Here is a 21563-nt window from a genome sequence, read left to right as displayed (position 1 = left end):
AGTGATGAAAGTGATGGGTGAGGCGAAAGGGGTTAAGGATGTGAGGAGAAAACATCATGAATTGGAAACTCAAATGATTATTTCGAAAGAAGTGGGATATATTCAGGAGAAGGATATACCCAAAGAAAAAATAGATAAAATTTTTGCCCTTCTTGGTGGCTTGATTAACTCCATTAAAAGTAGGAGCAAGAAATGAGCTCCTCCTCACGTCTAACTCCTCACTCCTCACCCCTTACCCCTAACGCCTCCCCCCTAACTTCCCCCACCCCCAGCCGCGCTTATTTGCTGAGTAAACGTGTTTTTGATATCCTGTTCGCTGTTTTCCTACTCCCGTTTCTTTCAATAAATTCGAAGGGGTCGGTGTTTTATAATCATGCAGATGTTGTAAAAAAGGAGTTTTGTTATGTATAAAACTGTAGAGGCAGTCCTTAGCCCCGGTGGAGTGGTAAAATTCAAAGAGCCTATACACTTTGAGGTTACACAGAGAATCCTTATTACCTTATTGGATGATGACTCTGTGTCGAAGACTAAAGAAAATGCTATTTCATTGAAGTTCGATTGGAGGGGTGGTCTGAAAGATTTAAACAATCAGTTTGATTCTGTAAAACTACAACATGAAATTTTTAAAGAATGGAAATAAAATGTATCTTGCTGACACCAATATTTTTCTTGAAGTTTTACTCAACCAGCAAAGGTCGGATGATGTGGTTGAACTTTTTTCAAAGACACCCCTAGAAAAAATATTTATCTCAGAGTTTTCTTTTTATTCAATAGGTTTGTTTCTACTCAATCGAAAAAAATCAGACTTGTTTCTCAAATTCATAGACGATTTGTTTCTAAATGGGCAATTACAGGTTCTTAAACTGGAGCCTCTTCACATGAAACAACTGATTGAGAATTCTAAACAGTTTAGCTTAGACTTTGATGATGCTTATCAATATACCATTATCCAAGTATACAGCCTTGTTTTGATAAGCTTTGATAAAGACTTTGATCGCACTATGGCAGGAAGAAAAACTCCGAAGGAAATATGTGGTTAAAAAGAATTCAAAATTCAGTAGGTCAGCAATTCTTCATTCTGTGTTCTCACATTCTGACACCTGACTTCTAATACTATTTATGGAACTAGCCAAAAAAATGAGTATATCCTCACCTCTAACTCCTCACGCCTCACGCCTGACGCCTGACGCTCCTCTTCCTGCGTCTAACATCTCACGTCTTACATCTCCCAAGATCTCCCGCTCCTATTTAATCAGCAAGCGTGTTTTTGATATTACGTTTGCCATTTTACTGCTTCCCTTCCTCCTACCCCTCATGGCAGTGATTGGGGTTTTGATAAAGCTAGATTCGAAGGGGCCGGTGTTTTTTAGGCATGAAAGAATTGGCTATCAGGGCGAAGCCTTTAAATGCTTTAAATTTCGCACAATGATGCAAGGTGCTCAAAAGATTCTAAAGGATGTCTTAAAACAAGACCCTCAATCTTTAGAAGAATGGAATAAAGATTTTAAGCTAAAAAATGATCCGCGTATTACAAAAATAGGAAAGTTTTTGAGAAAGACTAGCTTGGACGAATTGCCTCAAATCTTAAATGTTATCAAAGGTGAGATGAGTTTCGTGGGGCCTAGGCCCATCATAAAAGATGAAATTAAAATGTATGGGGTTGATTTTGAGTTTTATAAAAATTTAAAACCTGGAATTACTGGGCTTTGGCAGGTTAGTGGGAGAAATAATGTGGAATACCAGAGTCGTGTTTCTTTGGATAAACAATACTTTTTTGAGCAATCTCTTGGCTTAGATATTCTGATTCTTATCAAAACAATACCTGAGGTTTTGAAGAGTCGTGGGGCTTACTAATTTTGTCGTTTGGTTCGATATAATGGTAAAGTTTAGGTATGGTAGAATTTTATAGTATTTCGCCAAAACGTAAAAGATCTAGTTCTCTCCAAAGGAAGCTTGATTTCTATTTGGGTATTCCAATTCTCATTATTTTGGGGTTTGTTAAGAGATTGCTCAAGTCCAAAAAAAATAAAAGTATTAATAAAATAGGAATATATAAAGAAGTTGGGATTGGAGATTTGATTCTTGCAACAGCCGCCATAAAAGCGCTAAGAAGTTTTTATCCTAATGCTGAAATAGTATTGTTTTGCAACCCGTCTAACTTTGTGGTTTCAGGGTTTATTCCTTGGGTAAGTAAGGTCGTTGTTGTTCAACCTAGTAATCCAGTTGGAATTATCGGGGCGTTTAGAAAAGAAAAATTGGATGTTTTGTTTGATATGGGTGCTTGGCCTCGAATAAATGCTATATGCTCTGTGTTGTCGGGTGCTAAACGAGTAGTGGGTTTTAAAACTCCTGGGCAGTATAGGCATTATGCTTATGACTTGAAAGTTCCTCACAGCACTAACATTCATGAATATGAAAATTATTTAAGTTTAGTTTCTTGTTTTGTGGAAAGATTAAATGATTTTAAACCTAGTTTAGAAGTTAAAATAAATACAAATATTCCAGAAAGAATTACTAGTAAGAAATACATTGTTTTTCATATTAAGTCAGGGGGATTCGTGGGGCATTTTAGAGAATGGCCCATTGATTACTGGAAGTCACTAGCAAAATATTTTGTTTCTCTCGGTCTAAGTATAATTTTGACAGGCTCGGAACAGGATAAATATCATAACGAATTGGTCATCGAAAAAATAGATGGTGTTATCAATCAAAATATAATTAATGCAGCTGGTGTCTTTAGTTTTGAGGAATTAGCTTCTGTGCTTTATTATTCACAAGTTGTGATTACTGTTGATACAGGGATATTGCATTATGCTGCAGTAATTGGTGCAAAGGTAATTTCTTTGCATGGTCCATCAAATCCTAAAAGATGGGGAGGAGTTGGACCAAATGTTTATCCTTTAGTGCCAAGCAAAGAAGGTTGTTGTTTTTTAAATTATGGGTTTGAATTTAAAAATAGAGCAACAGATTGTATGAATTATATTACTGTTGAAAATGTTGTTTCTGAATTCAATAAGATAAATGTAAGCGGTTGAGGCAGCTCTACTTCTTGTTAGAATTTAATTTTGCAAGTGGCTCATGAAGTAATTATATTTTTGAGACGTCTATTATTAAAATCTGTAGTTGAAAGGAGTTCTAATGCCCAGTGTCAAGAAAGAAAAGGTATCAAAAACTAAGGTACGCCATCACTACTCATCCGAAGATAAACAAAAAATTCTTGCTGAAGCAGAAAAAGACGGTGAGACCATTTCTTCCATTGCCCGCAAACACGATATATCAGCAAGTCAGTTGTTTTTATGGAAAAAGCAGTTGAATGGAAAGTCTAAAAAGACTTCTGTCCTACCCCCGGAATCCTCCCCCCTAACTCAAAACAATTATCAAGAATACATTGCCGAACTAGAAAGAGTGTTGGGTAAAAAAACGGTAGAGGTTGAGCAGTTGAAGGAAAAGCTTGGGAGTTTTGCGTGAAAGTAGTAATTTTAGCGGGGGGGTTGGGTACTCGTATATCAGAGGAGACGCACTTAAAGCCCAAGCCTATGATAGAAGTTGGTGCTAAGCCAATATTATGGCATATACTTAAGTTATATTCTGCATATGGGGCTAATGATTTTATAATTTGTTGTGGTTATAAAGGTTATGTAATTAAAGAATATTTTGCCAACTATTTTTTGTATAACTCAGATGTTACTTTCGATATGAGTAGTAACAAAATGGAAGTACATCAAAATAGCTCTGAACCATGGAAGATAACATTAGTAGATACAGGTGAAAACACAATGACGGGTGGGCGTTTGAAGAGAGTTCAAAATTATCTGGGGGACGAAGATTTTTGTTTCACTTACGGGGATGGCTTATCAAGTGTGAATATATCTAGTTTGATTGATTTTCACAAAAAACAAAAAACTCTTGCAACCCTGACTGCCACTCAGCCTCCAGGTAGATTTGGTTCCATTAAGATTTTAGAAAATAAGATTGAAAGTTTTGAAGAAAAACCCCAAGGCGACGGGGCTTGGATTAATGGAGGTTTTTTTGTGCTTTCTCCGAAGGTTTTTGGATATATAAAAGGGGATGAGTCAATTTGGGAAAGGGAACCTTTAGAAAAGTTAGTTGAAGAAGGCCAGCTTTCAGCTTTCAAGCACCAAGGTTTTTGGCAGCCTATGGATACATTGAGAGATAAAAACCACTTAGAAGAGCTCTGGGCCTCGGGTAAGGCACCATGGAAAGTTTGGTAAATGGATTTAGATTTTTGGAAAAATAAAAAAGTTTTAATTACCGGAAATACCGGTTTTAAAGGAAGTTGGCTTTGTTTGTTTTTGCAAAATTTGAATGTTAATATTGTGGGATATTCTCTACCCCCTCCAACAGAGCCTTCTCTTTTTAAATTAGCTGCTTTAGATAAAAGCGTAAAAACATTCTACGAAGATGTTCGCGATTTTGAAAAGCTTAAGAAAGTTTTGTTAGAAGAAAAACCTGAAATTGTCATTCATATGGCAGCTCAGCCATTGGTACGATATTCTTATAAAAATCCTATTGAAACTTATTCGACTAATGTGATGGGCACAGTCAATGTACTTGAAGCAGCCCGTTATTGTGATTCACTTAGGGCTATTGTAGTTGTGACAAGTGACAAGTGCTACGAAAACAAAGAATGGATTTGGTCTTATCGAGAAAATGAACCCATGGGAGGATATGATCCCTACAGCAATAGTAAAGGTTGTGCGGAGTTAGTTGTTTCTGCTTATCGGAACTCTTTTTTTAATTTAAATGATTATCAAAAACATGGCGTCGCTTTAGCCTCGGCTCGCGCAGGTAATGTAATTGGTGGTGGTGATTGGTCCGAAGATCGTTTAATCCCAGATATAATGAAGTCTTTATTGCAAAATGAAAAACCCATCATACGCAACCCTGAGGCTATTCGACCTTGGCAGCATGTTCTGGAACCCTTATGTGGATACCTCTTGCTTGCTCAAAAACTTTATGAAAGTAAGGGAAAGTTTGCAGAAGCTTTTAATTTTGGTCCAGTGGATGAAGATGCAAAGCCAGTATCTTGGATAGTGGATAAGTTATGTAAAATGTGGGGGGCAAATATTGAGTGGGTGGTGGATGGTGCTGATCAAGCGCATGAGGCAGCTTATTTAAAGTTAGATTCATCCAAATCCCGATCTGTTTTGGGTTGGAAGTCAAGGTTGAATTTAGAGATTACATTAAACTGGATAGTGGCTTGGTATAAAAAATTGGCTATAGGTGAAGATATAAGGTTTTTTTCTCTAGAACAAGTCAAAATATATCAGGAGTTCAAATATGTCACAGAAAAAAACTAAGGGAAGACATGGGTTTTAACATGAAAATTAATATTCAAAAGAACGAACGTTGTCGAATTTGTAATTCTTCATCCCTCAAGAATTTTTTAACTTTTGATGATATGCCTTTTACCGATCAAATCATAACACCTGCTAAAGTTGGAACGGAATTTTCATATCCAATTGACCTGTTTTTTTGTGAAGAGTGCAAAGTTACACAAACATTACATGATGTGGAAGTACAAGAATACTATCGGGACTATAAATACACTTCTTCAAGCTCGGAGTTTACAAGAAGTTTTATGAAAATGTTGTCTGATAATACTTTTAATAAATTTGAATTGCGCGAAGGCGATCATGTTATTGAAATTGGATCAGGCGATGGCGAGCAATTAAAATATTTTAAGCAAAAAAAAATGAAAGTGTTGGGTATTGAACCTTCTGCAGAACTTACAAATTTGTCCAAAGAACGAGATGTGCCTACAATTCAAACTTTGTTTAATGCAGAAACAATTGATCAAATTCCAAAAGAGTTTTTACCTGCTCAAGTGGTGTTACTCACCTATACCTTCGATCATTTACCTCAACCTAAACAATTCCTTGAATCAGTAAAAAGAATTTTGGATCCAAATAAAGGGGTTCTCATTATAGAGATACATGACTTATCTAAAATTATTGCTCGATGTGAAACTTGTCTGTTTGAACATGAGCATTCTATTTACATGACTCCCTTAACAATTAAAGAAACCTTAGAACGATTTGGATTTAAACTTCTTAGCACAGATCTGGTTCCTGAAAAACTTAGAAGAGGAAATTCTCTTCTAGTGGCTGCAGCCCTCAATAATTCTTCTCACAAATCCGATGAAAGTGTTTCTTTCTGCGCTGATTTTACTTATCTTAAGCAATATAAAATCTATGAAGAATTTGCTCAAAAAGTTGCAAAATCTTATTCCAAGATGAGATCTTATGTACAAAGTAAAATATCTGACGGATTTAAATTTGCTGGCTATGGTGGGGGGGGGCGGGGTGTTATGACTTTAGCCATGTCGGGCCTCACTCATAAAGAGATTAATTTTTTATGTGATAAAAATGCTAGCTTTCATGGTTTTCTTACGCCAAATACTCATGTTCCCATAGTTTCACCTGAATATTTATTACAAAATTTTGTGGATGAGGTGATTGTATTTTCGTTTGGATATTTAGATGAAATAAAAAGAGAGCTTAAAGACTATCTGCAAAAGGGTGGTAAGCTTGTATCTATGTTGGAGCTTTTGGCATGAGAATGTTGATCACTGGCGGAACAGGATTCATTGGTTCATATTTGGTAAAATTACTCTGCAAAAATAAACATGAGTTATTATTAGTAGCTGGTCCGAATTCTGATTTTTGGAGAATTGGTGCGTGTTTAGATAAAATTAAAGTACTCACTTGTGATTACTTCTCTATAGAAAATCTTGAACAAGAAATTTTTAAATTTAAACCAGAAGTGTTATTTCATCTAGGTTGGTCAGGTGTTGCCAATAATTCAAGAAATGACTTTGCTCAAGTAACTTCAAATCTAAAGAGTACTTTCGACTTACTCTCTATTTGTCATAAAGCAGATTGTAAAAGATGGGTTATTTTAGGTTCTCAAGCAGAATATGGTCCTTTAAATAGAATAGCAAAAGAAGAGGATTTGACCTCCCCTACAACTCTGTATGGTACAGTTAAATTATCTGTTCAGTTAATTGCTTCTCAATTATCTAAATTGTGTAATTCAAAACTAGTATGGGTCAGAGTGTTTTCAACTTATGGTCCTATGGATCATGAGTATTGGATGTTGCCTTCAGTTATAAATCAGCTTTTAAATAAAAAAATTCCTAAGCTTACTTTGGGTGAACAGCTGTGGGATTATTTGTATGTTGAAGATGCTGTTGAGGCAATTTATCAATTAGGTATTAATCAAAAAGCTGAAGGTGTTTTTAATTTGGGTTCAGGTAAAGTGCAGAGTATAAAAAATATTGTCGAAATGATTTCGGTATATATTGATAAAAATATAAAGCTTAAATTTGGAGAAGTTCCCTATCGTGAAGATCAAGTAATGCATCTGCAAGCAGATATTACAAAAATAAAATCAACCATTAATTGGTATCCAAAAACAAAATTAGAATATGGTATAAAAAAGACGGTGGATTGGTATAGAGGAAAGCTTAATGCTAACTAATAATTCGTTAATCTTATCTAAAAAAATAAGAAAAAAAACTCTTGAAATGGTTCATAAATCAAAGGCTTCTCATGTGGGAAGTTGTTTCTCTATGGCTGATATTATTTCAGTGTTGTACACTACAGTTCTTAGAATCTCGCCTGCTGATATAAAAAATAAAAATCGTGATAGATTTATTTTAAGTAAAGGACATGCTGCAGCAATTATGTATGCCTTGCTTGGTGAGTTAGATTTCTTTCCAAAAGAGGAGCTTGATACTTACTGTGAAGATGGCTCTAGGTTAATGGGTCATATCAGCCACTATGTGCCTGGAGTAGAGGTCTCAACTGGCTCATTAGGTCATGGATTACCTATTGCGTGTGGTATGGCTCTAGCTGGAAAGGCAGATTCTTTAGATTATCGTGTTTTCACTTTAGTCAGTGATGGAGAGTTGGACGAAGGATCAAATTGGGAAGCTATTCTTTTTGCTCCTCATCAAAAGTTGGATAACCTCATTTTAATTGTTGATTATAATAAGATACAAAGCTTTGGTACTGTGAAAGACGTCTTAGACTTAGAGCCATTAAAATCCAAGTTTGAGTCTTTTGGTTGGGTAGTGAAAGAAATTGATGGTCATTCTCATAAAGAAATTGAAGATGTTTTTAAGTTAATTCCCTTTAATAAAGGTAAGCCCAGCGTAGTAATTGCTCATACAGTTAAAGGTAAAGGAGTTAGTTTCATGGAGGATAAGCTGGAGTGGCATTATAAATCACCTAATATTGAGCAATTAGAAAAAGCATTAAAGGAGCTAGATTTGCAGTGAGAAACACTTTTGTAAAAACATTGTGTGAGTTGGCCGAGCATGATGAAAACATATTCTTGTTATGCGGTGATTTAGGTTTTTCTGTTTTGGAACCATTTATAGAGAAGTTTCCAAGTCGTTTTATTAACGTAGGGGTTGCGGAACAGAATATGACTGGAGTCGCGGCAGGCTTGGCATTGTCTGGTAAAACTGTATTTACTTATTCGATTGCAAATTTTCCTGTAGTTAGATGTTTAGAGCAAATTAGAAATGATGTTTGCTATCATAATGCTAACGTAAAAATAGTCTCGGTAGGAGGTGGTTTTACATATAGCACACAAGGGTATACGCACCATGGAATAGAAGATTTAGCGTTAATGCGTGTATTACCAAATATGACAGTGATTGCTCCGGGTGATCCTGTTGAAACTCAGCTTGCTACTGAAGCAATGGTAAAATGGAATGGCCCGTGTTACTTGCGTTTAGGTAAAGCTGGCGAGCCAATTGTTTATCAAGATATTCCAGACTTTCAAATTGGTAAAATTATAAGAGTAAAAAAAGGAACGGATGTTACATTTATTACTACAGGCGGAGTTCTTGATCTAGCCATGCAAGCTGTACAACACCTTGAAAGTAGAAAAATTTCAGTTGAGGTGCTTAGTGCCCATACTATTTCCCCTCTAGATGTTGATAGTATTTTGCAGTCAATTATTAAAACAAAAAAAATTATAACTATCGAAGAACATGGGGAAGGTGGGTTAGCTTCAGTGGTATCTGAAGTTTTGATGCAGGAGAGCTTTTACGTGCGTTTTATGCCCATTAAATTGGATAGGAAAGTTCAAACAATAGCAGCATCGCAGATGGCCCTTCGATCTTTGTATGGTTTATCAATAGAAAATATCATTAAAGTGGCTACTTCTATTTTGTGATTTTTTTCATAAGAAAAATTTTAAAGTTTTTCGAAGTTGATTATACTCTTGTAATTTATCTTTCCTCCAGAATTTGGTCTGTTTTTTCTGGTCCTCTTACCATATTTTTCATATACAAGTATTTAGAGCCTAAATTGCAGGGCTTTTACTATACTTTTAGTAGCTTGGTAGGGCTTCAAATTTTTTTTGAACTCGCATTCAGTACTGTCATCATTCAATTTGCTAGTCATGAATGGTCTAACCTTAACTTTGATGATCAAGGATATATTATTGGAGAAAAAACAAACTTATCGAGGTTGAAAAGTTTATTTCAGTTAACTGTAAGATGGTATCTCGTGGTCTCTATTTTATTCTTAGCAATAGTAAGCATTATAGGAGTTTTATTTTTTTCTAAATCGCATTACGAGGGATTAAATATTTGGTTATTTCCGTGGTTGGTTTTAGTCGCTCTCTCTGCCCTGCAGTTATTTTTGCTACCAATAATTTCTATTCTCGAAGGTTGTAATCAACTAAAAACTTTATATAAATATAGGTTTATCCAGGGAGTTTTAGGCAGTATTGCCTTTTGTATATTACTAGGATTAAAGGCAAAATTATGGGCATCCTTAGCACAACCAGTTTTTTTACTTTTATGTAATCTAGCTTTATTAATTAAGTATAAAAATTTTATTAAATCTATATATAGAACTAAGCAAACCGATGTAATAAATTGGAAAGAAGAAGTTCTACCAATGCAATCAAGGCTTGCGTTGGCGGGCTTAGTAAATTACTTTTCATTTTCATTATTCAATCCAGTAATGTTTCATTATTATGGGCCTGTTGTAGCTGGGCAAATGGGTTTAACTTGGCAAATAGTTGGTGCTATTCAAAATATTGGAATAGCTTGGATTCAAATAAAAATACCAAGCTTTGGAATTTTGATAGCAAAGAAAGAATATAAATCTTTGGATAAAATTTGGTTTAGAAATTCTATAAAATCATTTTTTGTGCTTATGTTTGTGGTGTCCTTATTTAGTTCATTACTAATAATTTTAAAACTAAATCACATAAAAATTTTAGATAGATTGTTGCCTATCAAAGAGGTTGTCGTGTTTTCACTAGCGACTATATTTTTTCATATCACTCTTTGTGAAGCAGCATATTTAAGAGCCCATAAAAAAGAGGTTCTAACCGGAATGTCTGTTGTTGGTAGCTTATTGATTGGATTGTGTGTGTGGTTTTATGGAAGTAAGTTTGGTCCTATTGGAGCTGTAAGTTCGTATTTAATTATCAATGCAATAGTAATTATGCCGTGGACAACAAGTATCTTTTATGAATATAGGAGAGAATGGCATGCTGAAGCTTAGGAGGGGTTATGGGGTTGTTATATCCTAGTTTAAGAATGATATTACGAGAGTATAAAAAGAGACCTTTTGAGAGTGTGCTTACATTAGGTAGGCAAAATATATATGTTTCAACTTCTGAAGTGTTGAAAGCTTTTCAAAAAGAGTCTTTAAGTCCTATTTTTGGTGATAATTCAATTTTATTCAGAAAGCCTATAGGCTGTGAAACTGCTCAGCTTGATGAGAGGTATTTTTTTGATTTATTAGGGGTAAAAAACGTAATGTCTATGGATGTGAGTGATATGGAAGGTGCAGAGTTGATTCAAGATTTGAATTTTCCTGTTCCGCCTAACTTATATAATAAGTTTGATTTAATAATTGATGGAGGTACTTCGGAGCATGTTTTTAATATTAGAGAAGTATTTAAAAGTATAAGTTTGATGTTAAAGAATGGTGGTAGAGTGTTACATTTTTCACCTACTAACAACATGGTTCAGCATGGTTTTTATCAATTTAGCCCAACTTTGTTTTATGATTTTTATGGCGAAAATAAGTTTATAAATATGCAGGCATTATTATTTGAGCATAGTAAATACGATCCAGATACAAAATGGACTTTTTATGAAATGCCCTGGGAATACTATACAGTAATAGCTTCTAATAACTCTCTGGGGACTTTTTTTGTTGCCGAGAAAATTACAGACTCCTCTTCTGATAAAATACCTACACAAAAATTCTACACAACAGCATTTACAGGAGAGATTCAAAGTTCAGCAAAAGGGCGTATATTAAAAAAAATGAAGAGTAGCACTCCTAAATTTTTAAAATTAGCATTGAAAAATGTATTTCCATTTCTATCACCTAAAATAAACAAGCCTTGGGGTTTGAAAAAACGCGAGGTTATGTAATTTTATTTAAAATAAATGAACTCTAATCCAGAAATTTTGTTGTCTATATGTATCCCTACCTACAATAGAGCATTTATGTTAAGGGAATGTTTAGATAGTGTAATAGAATCTATAAAAGACTTTGAATCGGAAATAGAAATCATTATTTCCGATAATGCTAGTATGGATGGAACAGATAAAATGGTAAGGGCTTATTTAATTTCATTTCCTTTCATTACTTACTACAGGAATGAAGAAAATATAGGTGCCGAAAGAAATGTACGCTCTCTAACAAAAAGAGTTGCAGGTAAATATATTTGGATTTTAGGGGATGATGATAAAGTTACCAAAAACGCCATTGGCATAATTATGCAATATATAAAACTCAATTATGATCTAGTGATAAATAACTATTCTGTTTGGTCAAAAGATTTTTCGAAATTAATAAAGAATTTTTTTTTTAGGATACAATCTGAGGAAACGTTCAGCAATCCTAACGATATTTTATCAAAATTTGGTATACATTTAGGTTATGTGTCTTCACTTGTTTTTAAAAAGTCTTGTTTTATTAAGCGCCCAGATAAAGAGTACGATTTTTTTCTGGACTATGGATATCCACAGGTTTATGCGGCTTACTATGGTCTCTTTCCAAAATGTAATGTGATTTATAATCCTATTCCTGTGGTTTGCAATAGAGGGAACAACTCAGGGGGGTACGATTGGTATAAATACAATGTAATAGGAATGTCGCTGATTCTAAATAAGCTTAAATATATAGGATATACCTTAAAAGCAGTTAATAAAGCTCAATGTAGAATTATTAAAGAGTTTGTTGTTCACGATATTCTCGTAAAAATAAGAGATAACAAGAGCACTAATGGATTATTTGTACTTATGTTTCCTTATTATAAAAAATATTTTATTTTTTGGGGAGTTTGCGTGCCTTTATTATTAATCCCAAAGGCTCCAATAAGCTTTATTTATAAGTTTATTAAATCTCGTGTTGTGAAGATTAAATAATATGATCCAAAATACATCTAAAATAATTGATAATGAGAGATTTTTCAAAAAGTATACTTCGACTGCAATGTTGGTTGATACTAATGAAGAGTCGTTAACTGAGTGGAGTCGGGGATATTTTGAAAAGTTTCTTCTACCTCATTTGCCTCATGATAAGAAATCCAAAATTATAGAGATAGGCTGTGGATACGGGAGGTATTTAAAGGCATTAAAGGAAAATGGGTTTACCGAATTGTTAGGTATAGATATAAGTGAAGAGCAAGTTGTATATGCTAAGGAGAAGTTAGGATTGGACGATATTTTTTTAGCGGATGCTTTTTCATTTTTAGAAGATAAAACGTCTGTTTACGATACAATTATTGCTTGTGATATTCTCGAACATATAGATCTGGAGGATTCAATAAATCTATTACGTGCTTGTTTTGTAGCGTTGAAAACCGGAGGAGTGCTGCTGATACAGGTTCCGAATGCTATATGTCCTATATCAGTACATACCTATGGTGATATTACCCATAAGCGTGCGTATACACTGTCTAGTTTAAGACAAAGTTTGTTGTTATCAGGATTTAGTCCCAATTTTTCATTTTTTGAGTTGCCCCCATATGTTCATGGACCAATCAGTATGATAAGAAGACTGTTGTGGAATTTTTTGGTTAAGCCGTGCATTAAAGCCTATATGTTGATTGCCAACGGAGATAGTATGGGGGGGATATACTCAGCTAATTTACTTTGTGTGGTAAAGAAATGATAGGTAGTCGAAAAACATCTCCTTTAAGTGGGAAGTTTTTAGTAAGAAACCGTATTCTTTATTTCCTCCTTATTTTTACTAATTATCTTTTTAAAATTAAAATCCTAAAAAAGTCAAAGCAAAGCCCAAGGTTAAATTATTTTAACGCTGCTCTTATCTGTAATATTTCTCATCTTGGTGATGTTGTTATTGCCACTTCTATTATTCCAATAATTAAAAAAAACTATCCTAATGCAAAGATAGGTTTTCTAGTAGGAAGCTGGGCTAAACAAATAATCGAGCATAATCCTCAAGTCGATTGGATTCATACTTTTGATCATTGGAAGCTAAATCGATCCTCAAAGAATTTATTTGAAAAAATAAAACAATATTATTTTAGTCGTAAAAAAGCTCTGAGTGAAATTCGGTCAATTCATTATGATGTCGCAATTGATCTGTATTATTATTTCCCAAATTCAATCCCTCTAATTTGGAAAGCAAATATTCCTATTCGCACAGGATACTCGAGTGGAGGATTTAAAAACCTTCTTACTCACTCCCTCGACTGGAAAGAAAAAAATCAGCCTGTCGCACAATATCATATTGATTTATTAGAATTCACTTTTTCAAAAAAACTGGATGTTGAAAAATTAAGGCCTTCTCTAAAAGTAAGCTATGAAGATTTAAATTATTTGTTAAAAAAACTAAAGGTATGTGGATTTGAGGCAAATGCCTATATAGTTTTTCATATTGGTTCTGGTGCAAGTATTAAAGAGTGGCCACTGACAAAATGGAGTCAGTTGATAAATCTTTTTAAAGATCAGAAATATACCATTCTTTTTACAGGGGCTGGAGCGAGAGAAAATATCAATATTCAGAAAGCAATTGAGGGTTTTTCTAATTGTTTAAACCTGTGCAATCAATTCAATTGGCAAGAGTTTGTTTCAGCGGTTTATCTTGCAGACCTTGTGATTTGTGCTGATTCTGTAATAGCCCATATAGCTTCGGCTTTTGATAAGCCATGTGTGATTATTGGTCATGGTATTACTAATGTTTTTCAATGGAGACCCCCTTCCGATAAAAATATGTTCATTTCTTATCCTACACCTTGCAGCCCTTGCTATCTAAGTAAAGGATGTCTTGAGATGGAATGTGTTCAAAATATTGATGTTTATAAGGTCTATGAAGCTTCTTTAAATCTGCTTTAATGGGCAATTTTTATGCTTGATCCTAGTTGGTAAACTAGGTACAGGCCCTAAAAGATTTTATACCTGAAAAAGCCTTCTCAATTGTCGGAGTTTTTGATGAGCAATGAAGAAAAAAATATTGTTATCGCCTCAGACCATAATGGTATTGAGCTAAAAAAAATAATCCATTCTTATCTTAAAGAAAAATCATACAATTGCATCGATTTAGGTCCTTACGACATTAATAAAAAAGTAGATTATACGGATTACGCCAGTCAACTTGGTCAAATTGTCAATAAAAGGGATGTGAGTAAAGGGATACTTGTTTGTGGTACCGGGGTTGGGATGAGTATAATGGCAAATCGTTTCCCTAATGTAAGAGCTGCTCTCATCCATAATTTGGAAAGTGCTCCCAAGTGTAGAGAACATAATGATTCGAATGTGTTGTGTCTAGGTGCTTGGATTACTTCGCTGGAAGTTACAACTCAGATTGTGGATATGTGGTTAGATACACCCTTTGGTGAAGGTCGCCATGTAAAAAGGGTAGAGAGAATAAGTTATCACAGACCTGGTAAAATTGTATTTACCAATGGTGTGTTTGACGTTCTTCATACGGGACATATAGAGCTAATAAAATTTGCAAAAAGCTTAGGGTCAAAATTAATTGTGGGTATAAATTCCGATAGAGCAGTGAAGGAGTTGAAGGGACCAAGTCGACCTATTAATTCTGAAGGAGATAGAAAAAAGCTTCTGGAGTCTATTCAAGAAGTAGATGAGGTTATTATTTTTGATGATGTTAAAACAAAAAATATTATCGAACAAATATTGCCTGATGTAGTGGTAAAAGGTGGAGAGTGGACTGCTCAGGAAGTGAAAATAAGAGATGCGATTCCCGAACAGGTTGAAGTAAAAATTTTCCCTTTTATTGAGGGATATTCTACTACTCAGACTCTGAAAAAAATTAAAGAAAAAGAGACATGGGAAAAGTTATAAATAAAAATATTTTGTCTCAAATAGTCAAAGAATTTGGTAATAAAAAAGTTTTAGTAATAGGCGATTCTATACTAGATATATATGTATATGGTCATGCTATCGGTAAATCTGCTGAAACGCCTACTATTGTTGCTCGAGAAGAAAAAACTGAGTGTTCCTTTGGTGGCGCTAGTTGTGTGGTGACAAATCTTCTGGAGCTGGGTGCTCAGGTAACGTTTGTGTCTGTTATAGGTGAAGATCTTGCTGGTAAATATTATGACGAGTGGTCTCATCCTAAATTAAATTTCCATAAAATTAAAATTGCAAATAAATGTACGACAGTTAAAAAAAGATTTTGGGTAGATGGTTATAAGCTTTTGCAGTTTGATCAAATTGATAATACTGAAATTGAATCTCAAGTTGAAAAAGAAATTATAGCTTATATAGAAAAAAACATTTCAAGTTTCGATTTGTTGCTTCTGGTGGATTATCGTCATGGAATGATAAGTAATTTTCTTGCAAAGAGTATTAATGATTTGTCTTTTAAGTTTAAAGTACCTGTATTCGCAAGCTCTCAAGTGTCTCAACGGGAATCTAACCACTTGAACTATGCCGGTTCGGATTATATTTGTTTAAATTTAAAAGAGGCTAATCAAGTTTTGCAGAATTTTAATCCACAACAAGATTTAACTAAGCTGAGTGCGTTACTAAACTCTAGTATTTGTCTTACGTTGGGTAATCAAGGTGCGTTCTTAAAAGAAAAAAATCGAGAAACATTCTTTGTCTCTTCCATAAAGGTTGAAGAGGTTGATCCTTGTAGCGCTGGAGATTCATTCCTTGCATCGTTTTCTTTGAGTAATCCTTTATCGTATCCTGAAGAGTCGCTTTTTTTAGCTAATTGTTGGGCGGGTTTGTCAGTAACTAAAAAAGGAACTAAGCCTCCTTTAAAATCTGAATTAAACGAGTATATTTCAAATCTTAAATAATGATTTTTCTATGTCTATTATAAATGAAGTTGTAAGAATTAACCAAGAGCTTATTCAATCCGGTTTAGTTGTTTTAACTTGGGGAAATGCAAGCGCAATTGAACCAGATAGAAAACATATCTACATTAAGCCCTCTGGTGTATCTTTTAAAGATCTTACTCCAGAAAAAATTGTAAAAGTAAATTTGGAAGGTGGTTTTGTTGGTCAGTATAAGCCTTCTGTGGATACACCCACTCATTTGGAGTTGTATAAAGGTTCCAATGAAATTGGAGCCGTTATTCATACTCATTCGCCTTATGCTACTGCATTTGCTCAGGCGAAAATGCCTATTCCAATTTTAGGTACAACTCATGCGGATTATTTTAAAAGTGATGTTCCAGTGATTGGAAATTTTACTGATAATGAGATTAATGAAAATTATGAGGTAAGTATTGGTCAGAGAATTATAGCTTATTTTCAGGAAAAAAAAGTAAATATGCTTGAAATCCCTGCTGCCCTCATTGAAAGTCATGGGGTATTTGCTTGGGGAAAGAATATACAACAAGCTTATGAAAACTCGTATATAGTAGAGCAAGTAGCTCGTTTGGCATTTAAGACGCTGTTACTAAGTAAGGGCGAAAGTAAGCCCAATTCTCAACTGTTTATAAAACACTTTGAAAGAAAGCATGGAAAATCAAAATATTATGGCCAATCCAATGTCTGAATATGGATTAAGTTTTGATTCAATTAATAGAGTGTTGACAGCCTCTAAGCAATTAACGCCCTCTGGTTATGAATTGGATATTGTGTCTGAGTCAGAGTTTTGCTTGAGACAATTAAACTTAATTCCACATAAATCTACTCAATTAAAATTATACAGAAGTGTAAACGGGGCTATTTTTGTAGAAGAAGGTTTGGTAGTTTTAAAAATTATAGAAAAAGATGGAAATACCAAGTGGCATCTTCTCAAGAAAGGAGATGTATTTCAGATACCAAAGATGATTGCCCATAGTCTTTATTCTTTTGAAAAAAGTGTAGTTTATTTTTTTGGAGATTCAGCAAGTAAAGAAGATGTTTATTGTCTTGAACCAGCGCCTTCTTCTGTAAAACTTCAAGTAGAAGATTTTTCTGAAAAAAAAACCGAAGTTAATATTAAACATACTTTTGATTATAGAGAAAAGTATTGGGGCTCTATAGAGAGTATTTTAAGCGATGATTATGCAGCTAAACGAATAGTTCTAAAGGCGGGCAGTCGGGGCAGTATGGAATTTCATTGTAAGAAAAAAGAGGCTTATTTTTTACAGTCTGGTTTGGTGAAGGTGGGTGTCAGAGTAGGAAGGGCTGAGAATAAATCTCTTATCTTGAATCCTGGTGATGCCTTTGTGATACCTGTCGGTTTAATGCATTGTAGAATGGGTTTAGAAGATTCAGTCATTATAGAAGTTTCTACAAAAGATGACGACAAAGATTCTCATCTTGTAGAAGATGGTAATACTTATCAACATGTAGATTCTTAAGAAAGGTAACCTATGAAATTATTTATCGATACAGCAAATCTTAGTGAAATTGAGGATTCTTTAAAAAAAGGGATCGTGTCGGGTATTACAACTAATCCATCTATTATTTCAAAAGAACCTAAGTCTGATTTTTTAGGGCATATTAAAAAAATAATCTCTCTCACAAAAAAATATAATGATGGTTTACCTATTAGTGTTGAAGTGTTTGCTACCAAGCCTTCTGAAATGATATCACAAGGGTTAGAATTTTATGAAAAGCTGGACTACAAAAATATTGCTATCAAAGTTCCTATTGGCTGGGATGAACTTGAAGTAATATCAGAGCTATCAAAAAAAGGGATTCCAGTAAATTGCACTTGTTGCTTCTCGGAATCTCAAATGATGCTGGCTGCATTGGCGGGAGCAAAATATGTATCTTTGTTTTATAATCGTCTGCTCGATGTAAGTGGGTACCCTTTGAATGTGATAGAAAAGGTGGCAACTTTTTTAAATCAATCTAAATTAAATTGTGAAATCATTGTGGGAAGTATACGAAGGGAAGAAGATATCGTAAGTTCTTGGAATAAAGGCGCGCACATAGTTACGGCCGGTTACAAAATTGTTTCTAAAATGTGTGCACATCCCCAAACAACCGCCTCGGTAAACCAATTTATTTCTGATTTTCAATCATGGCTCAGTTAAAGACATTCCTATTTGATATTGATGGCACAATATGTTCTCAATGTGAGGGGGATTACGAAAATTTGACTCCTTTTAAAGACGCTATTGAGTTAATCAATAAACTTTATGAGAAAGGTCATAAAATAAATTTCTATACATCGCGATTTATGGGTAGAAATAATAATGATATTATAAAGGTGTATAAAGAGGGGTATAGTTTAACTTTAAATCAATTAAAAGCTTGGGGTGTTAAATTTCATGAATTATATATGGGAAAACCTCGATGCGATATTATGATTGATGATAAGGCTTTGTTTTTTTCTAAAAATTGGAAGGCCCAATTAGAGTAATCCTATTAATAATTCAAACATCTTAATGATATGTCCTCCAAAACTAGAAATATAAATTATTATATATTTATCTTTTTATGTGTTCTAACTTCTATTGCAGTGAGTCGTGGAAAATGTGGAGGAGATGAAGGTGCTGTCTGTCTTTCAGTTCAACAATTTAAAATATATAATTATTCTTGGTCAAATTTCACTCTCAATTCTTCACTAGATGGATGGTTTACACATCGTTTATTTTGGTTTTTTATGCAGAGTGGTTATTCGTATATACTAGATGTGATTAGCAAGGCTATCCCTTTCTTGAAGAACGATATGGTTCGAGAGTGGGCTATGAGTTATTTGCAGGTGGGGGTTATTTTTTTTGCTTTAGTGATTTCTTTTAATTATCTTTTTCAAAGAAGTAAAAGTATTTCTGTATCACTGTCGGTTCTATTATTAATTTGGGTAGGGAGCTATGGTATAAGTTTTTTGACAGGTGGTTTTATAGAAAATACTCTCTGTTTGTTGCTAGTAATTCGATTATTTTATACCGATAGTTCATTTAATCTTTTGTCTAAATTTGATCCATTTAGCATTGCTGTCCTAGATTTTTTAATGGTTTCTATCAAGACATACTCCATTATTTTTTGTTTAATTACTCTAACAGAACTCATAATTAAAATGCCCCCATCTGTTCGAAAAAGTTTTATATCTAAGTATTTTACAGTTTTTCTTTCTCTATTAAGTATGTGGTTTTATTTTAAACATTCTGTCAATTTTGGACATTTGGAATTTTACACAGATCAGATGGAAAACTCTGGAAATATAATGTTTGTTACTGCGATAAGTAATTTATTTAAAGCCTTATTTAGTTTTTCTTATGGAATTCTGTGGACTTTTCCTTTGATAGCTCTCCCAATTATGTTTAGATCCATATTTAAAAAAGCTATTTATAAATATACCGCTATTATTTTTCTTTTTATGTTTTTTGGTTTTTTCCCATTTTGGCATGGGGCAAATGGGATAGCGGGTAACAGGCTTATTTTTCCATTCCTACTATCATTGATTCCAGAAATTTCAGATTGTTTGTTTATTCTGTATCAAAAAAATAAAAAAAGATTTATTTGTGCAATGTTGTTTTTAATCATATTATTTTTTCCTACAATAAATTATAGGCACAATCTTATTGTATCAAACTATCTTTTACCTCCCTCTCAAGTAACTCCATCTACCGTTAATTATAATACCTTGCCATACTGGCAGCCTCAATTTTATCCTCCATTCTTTGCGTGGGGAGTATTATTAACTAAAATTAATGGTAATCAGATTTTTAGAATAAGATTAAATAATGAACAGATAAATGTTCTTTCAAAACAAATTTTTCCGATGACCGGTTTGTCTAGGATGATTTTTTTATCTACTGAATCTTCAGGTGAGTTAAATGATAAATATTCAAAGAAATTACCAAATCCAGAAAAAATAAAGTTTTTGTGTGTATCGCTTATCTCTATATGGATTTTATGGATTTCTGCAGTTTATTTTAAAGATACCAAACTTAAAATCGGAGACACCTGATGCAGACATCAAATGAATCAAATTTAGAATTATCGATTGTGTTGCCTTGTTTGAACGAGGTCATGACTCTGGCTCCTTGTATAGAAAAGGCCAAAATTGCTTTACAAAAAAATAAAATTCAAGGTGAAATTATCATTGCAGACAATGGTAGTACTGATGGGTCTCAAAAACTCGCCAGACAATTAGGTGCAAAAGTTGTTGATGTTAAACAAAAAGGGTATGGCGCAGCACTTATGGGTGGTATCGCTGTTGCCAATGGATCTTTAATTATCATGGGAGATGCGGATGACAGTTATGATTTTAGTTCTATCTACCCTATCGTGGAAGAGTTAAGAAAAGGGAATCAGTTGGTAATGGGGTGTCGTATGCCAAGAGGCGGTGGAAAAATAATGCCGGGTGCTATGCCTTGGAAACACAGATGGATTGGAAATCCTATTTTGAGTACAATTGGTAGAATTTTTTTCAAATCTAATGTTGTCGATTTTCATTGTGGGCTTAGAGGTTTTCATAAATCTGCATTTGATGAAATGAATTTAAAAACAACAGGTATGGAATTTGCTTCTGAAATGGTTATTAAAGCTACTCTTTTAAAAATGAAAATCTCTCAAACTCCAATTACTTTGTATAAGGATGGTAGAGATAGACCCCCTCATCTTAGAAGTTGGAGAGATGGGTGGAGGCATTTAAGATTTATGTTACTTTTCAGTCCGAAGTGGCTTTTTTTAACTCCAGGAATTTTACTTGTTATTATAGGGCTGTTTTTAACATTATTGTTATTAAAGAGCCCAATACATTTAGGTGAAGTTGTTTTGGATACTAATACTCTTCTCTTTTCATCTATCTCTATGATTATCGGTTTTCAACTTATCTATTTTTCATTTTTTACAAAAATTTTTACTAAATCTGTCGGCCTACTGCCTAATGAAGTTAATACTAAATATATCGATATTTTTTCAAATCTTGAAATAGGAATTTTAACTGGATTGTCTTTTGTGGTAATTGGATTTGCACTGTTAGTTAAAAGTATACTTTATTGGAAGCATTATAAGTTTGGGATTATTTCATATCCAGACAGTCTTCGAATGGTAATTCCTGCGGCAATGATGTTGGCACTCGGTTTTCAAATTATATTTGGTAGTTTCTTTATTAATGTATTAAAATTGCCGCATAAATAAGTTTGACTCGTGATATT

25 protein-coding genes are annotated in these 21563 nt (G+C 33.8%); all 25 read left to right on the top strand.

Going from position 1 to position 21563, the window contains the following annotated elements; genetic code table 11:
* Window positions 1-4 precede the first annotated feature (4 nt).
* The 25 genes from HQM15_00465 (at window position 5) to HQM15_00345 (ending at window position 21546) form a co-directional block, all read left to right on the top strand.
* The gene (locus HQM15_00465; protein MBF0491238.1) at window positions 5-196 is read left to right on the top strand and encodes a hypothetical protein; all 192 of its coding nucleotides are present in this window, start codon (window positions 5-7) and stop codon (window positions 194-196) included.
* A gap of 207 nt (window positions 197-403) precedes the next feature.
* Complete coding sequence (locus tag HQM15_00460) at window positions 404-640, top strand: hypothetical protein (GenBank protein ID MBF0491237.1); 237 nt, start codon at window positions 404-406, stop codon at window positions 638-640.
* Window position 641: 1 nt separating this feature from the next.
* Window positions 642-1040, top strand: coding sequence for a type II toxin-antitoxin system VapC family toxin (locus HQM15_00455; protein MBF0491236.1), 399 nt, complete (start codon window positions 642-644; stop codon window positions 1038-1040).
* Between the two features lie 79 nt (window positions 1041-1119).
* The gene (locus HQM15_00450) at window positions 1120-1854 is read left to right on the top strand and encodes a sugar transferase (GenBank protein ID MBF0491235.1); all 735 of its coding nucleotides are present in this window, start codon (window positions 1120-1122) and stop codon (window positions 1852-1854) included.
* Window positions 1855-1964: 110 nt separating this feature from the next.
* Entirely contained in the window at window positions 1965-3035 is a 1071-nt protein-coding gene (locus tag HQM15_00445) for a glycosyltransferase family 9 protein (protein ID MBF0491234.1), read from the top strand.
* 103 nt (window positions 3036-3138) lie between these two features.
* Entirely contained in the window at window positions 3139-3468 is a 330-nt protein-coding gene (locus HQM15_00440) for a transposase (GenBank protein MBF0491233.1), read from the top strand.
* Window positions 3465-4232 (top strand): glucose-1-phosphate cytidylyltransferase, encoded by a 768-nt coding sequence (gene rfbF / locus HQM15_00435; protein ID MBF0491232.1) that lies wholly within the window; start codon window positions 3465-3467, stop codon window positions 4230-4232. Before HQM15_00440 ends, rfbF begins: the two co-directional genes overlap by 4 nt.
* Window positions 4233-5321, top strand: a complete 1089-nt coding sequence (rfbG, locus tag HQM15_00430; GenBank protein ID MBF0491231.1) for a CDP-glucose 4,6-dehydratase — start codon at window positions 4233-4235, stop codon at window positions 5319-5321. It abuts the gene before it with no gap.
* 20 nt (window positions 5322-5341) lie between these two features.
* Window positions 5342-6580 carry a methyltransferase domain-containing protein gene (locus HQM15_00425; GenBank protein ID MBF0491230.1) on the top strand — a complete coding sequence of 413 codons (1239 nt, stop codon included), beginning with the start codon at window positions 5342-5344 and terminating at the stop codon, window positions 6578-6580.
* The gene (locus HQM15_00420) at window positions 6577-7503 is read left to right on the top strand and encodes an NAD(P)-dependent oxidoreductase (GenBank protein ID MBF0491229.1); all 927 of its coding nucleotides are present in this window, start codon (window positions 6577-6579) and stop codon (window positions 7501-7503) included. Before HQM15_00425 ends, HQM15_00420 begins: the two co-directional genes overlap by 4 nt.
* Complete coding sequence (locus HQM15_00415) at window positions 7493-8305, top strand: transketolase (GenBank protein ID MBF0491228.1); 813 nt, start codon at window positions 7493-7495, stop codon at window positions 8303-8305. The genes HQM15_00420 and HQM15_00415 overlap by 11 nt, the downstream gene beginning before the upstream one ends.
* Window positions 8302-9213 (top strand): transketolase, encoded by a 912-nt coding sequence (locus HQM15_00410; GenBank protein ID MBF0491227.1) that lies wholly within the window; start codon window positions 8302-8304, stop codon window positions 9211-9213. The genes HQM15_00415 and HQM15_00410 overlap by 4 nt, the downstream gene beginning before the upstream one ends.
* Window positions 9210-10559 (top strand): hypothetical protein, encoded by a 1350-nt coding sequence (locus tag HQM15_00405; protein ID MBF0491226.1) that lies wholly within the window; start codon window positions 9210-9212, stop codon window positions 10557-10559. The genes HQM15_00410 and HQM15_00405 overlap by 4 nt, the downstream gene beginning before the upstream one ends.
* 8 nt (window positions 10560-10567) lie before the next feature.
* A complete protein-coding gene (locus HQM15_00400; GenBank protein MBF0491225.1) occupies window positions 10568-11443 on the top strand; it encodes a class I SAM-dependent methyltransferase in 876 nt (291 codons plus the stop codon).
* Between the two features lie 15 nt (window positions 11444-11458).
* Window positions 11459-12442: a glycosyltransferase family 2 protein gene (locus HQM15_00395; GenBank protein ID MBF0491224.1), complete on the top strand. Its 984-nt coding sequence runs from the start codon at window positions 11459-11461 to the stop codon at window positions 12440-12442.
* Window position 12443: 1 nt separating this feature from the next.
* Complete coding sequence (locus tag HQM15_00390; GenBank protein ID MBF0491223.1) at window positions 12444-13190, top strand: class I SAM-dependent methyltransferase; 747 nt, start codon at window positions 12444-12446, stop codon at window positions 13188-13190.
* Window positions 13187-14377: a glycosyltransferase family 9 protein gene (locus HQM15_00385; protein MBF0491222.1), complete on the top strand. Its 1191-nt coding sequence runs from the start codon at window positions 13187-13189 to the stop codon at window positions 14375-14377. Before HQM15_00390 ends, HQM15_00385 begins: the two co-directional genes overlap by 4 nt.
* 96 nt (window positions 14378-14473) lie before the next feature.
* Window positions 14474-15349 (top strand): ribose 5-phosphate isomerase B, encoded by an 876-nt coding sequence (rpiB, locus tag HQM15_00380; GenBank protein ID MBF0491221.1) that lies wholly within the window; start codon window positions 14474-14476, stop codon window positions 15347-15349.
* A complete protein-coding gene (locus HQM15_00375; protein ID MBF0491220.1) occupies window positions 15334-16314 on the top strand; it encodes a hypothetical protein in 981 nt (326 codons plus the stop codon). The genes rpiB and HQM15_00375 overlap by 16 nt, the downstream gene beginning before the upstream one ends.
* Window positions 16315-16324: 10 nt before the next feature.
* Entirely contained in the window at window positions 16325-17017 is a 693-nt protein-coding gene (gene araD, locus HQM15_00370) for an L-ribulose-5-phosphate 4-epimerase AraD (protein ID MBF0491219.1), read from the top strand.
* Window positions 16980-17810, top strand: a complete 831-nt coding sequence (locus HQM15_00365) for a hypothetical protein (GenBank protein MBF0491218.1) — start codon at window positions 16980-16982, stop codon at window positions 17808-17810. Before araD ends, HQM15_00365 begins: the two co-directional genes overlap by 38 nt.
* Window positions 17811-17822: 12 nt before the next feature.
* Window positions 17823-18491, top strand: coding sequence for a fructose-6-phosphate aldolase (locus HQM15_00360; GenBank protein MBF0491217.1), 669 nt, complete (start codon window positions 17823-17825; stop codon window positions 18489-18491).
* Window positions 18479-18820, top strand: a complete 342-nt coding sequence (locus tag HQM15_00355; protein MBF0491216.1) for a phosphoheptose isomerase — start codon at window positions 18479-18481, stop codon at window positions 18818-18820. Before HQM15_00360 ends, HQM15_00355 begins: the two co-directional genes overlap by 13 nt.
* 30 nt (window positions 18821-18850) lie before the next feature.
* Window positions 18851-20371 (top strand): hypothetical protein, encoded by a 1521-nt coding sequence (locus HQM15_00350; protein ID MBF0491215.1) that lies wholly within the window; start codon window positions 18851-18853, stop codon window positions 20369-20371.
* Complete coding sequence (locus HQM15_00345) at window positions 20371-21546, top strand: glycosyltransferase family 2 protein (GenBank protein ID MBF0491214.1); 1176 nt, start codon at window positions 20371-20373, stop codon at window positions 21544-21546. The genes HQM15_00350 and HQM15_00345 overlap by 1 nt, the downstream gene beginning before the upstream one ends.
* Window positions 21547-21563: the final 17 nt, after the last annotated feature.

Source organism: Deltaproteobacteria bacterium, from assembly GCA_015233135.1.
Taxonomy (GTDB): Bacteria; UBA10199; UBA10199; order JADFYH01; family JADFYH01; genus JADFYH01.
The sequence above is the reverse complement of the archived record's forward strand: the minus strand, read 5'-3'. Positions and strand labels throughout refer to the sequence as shown.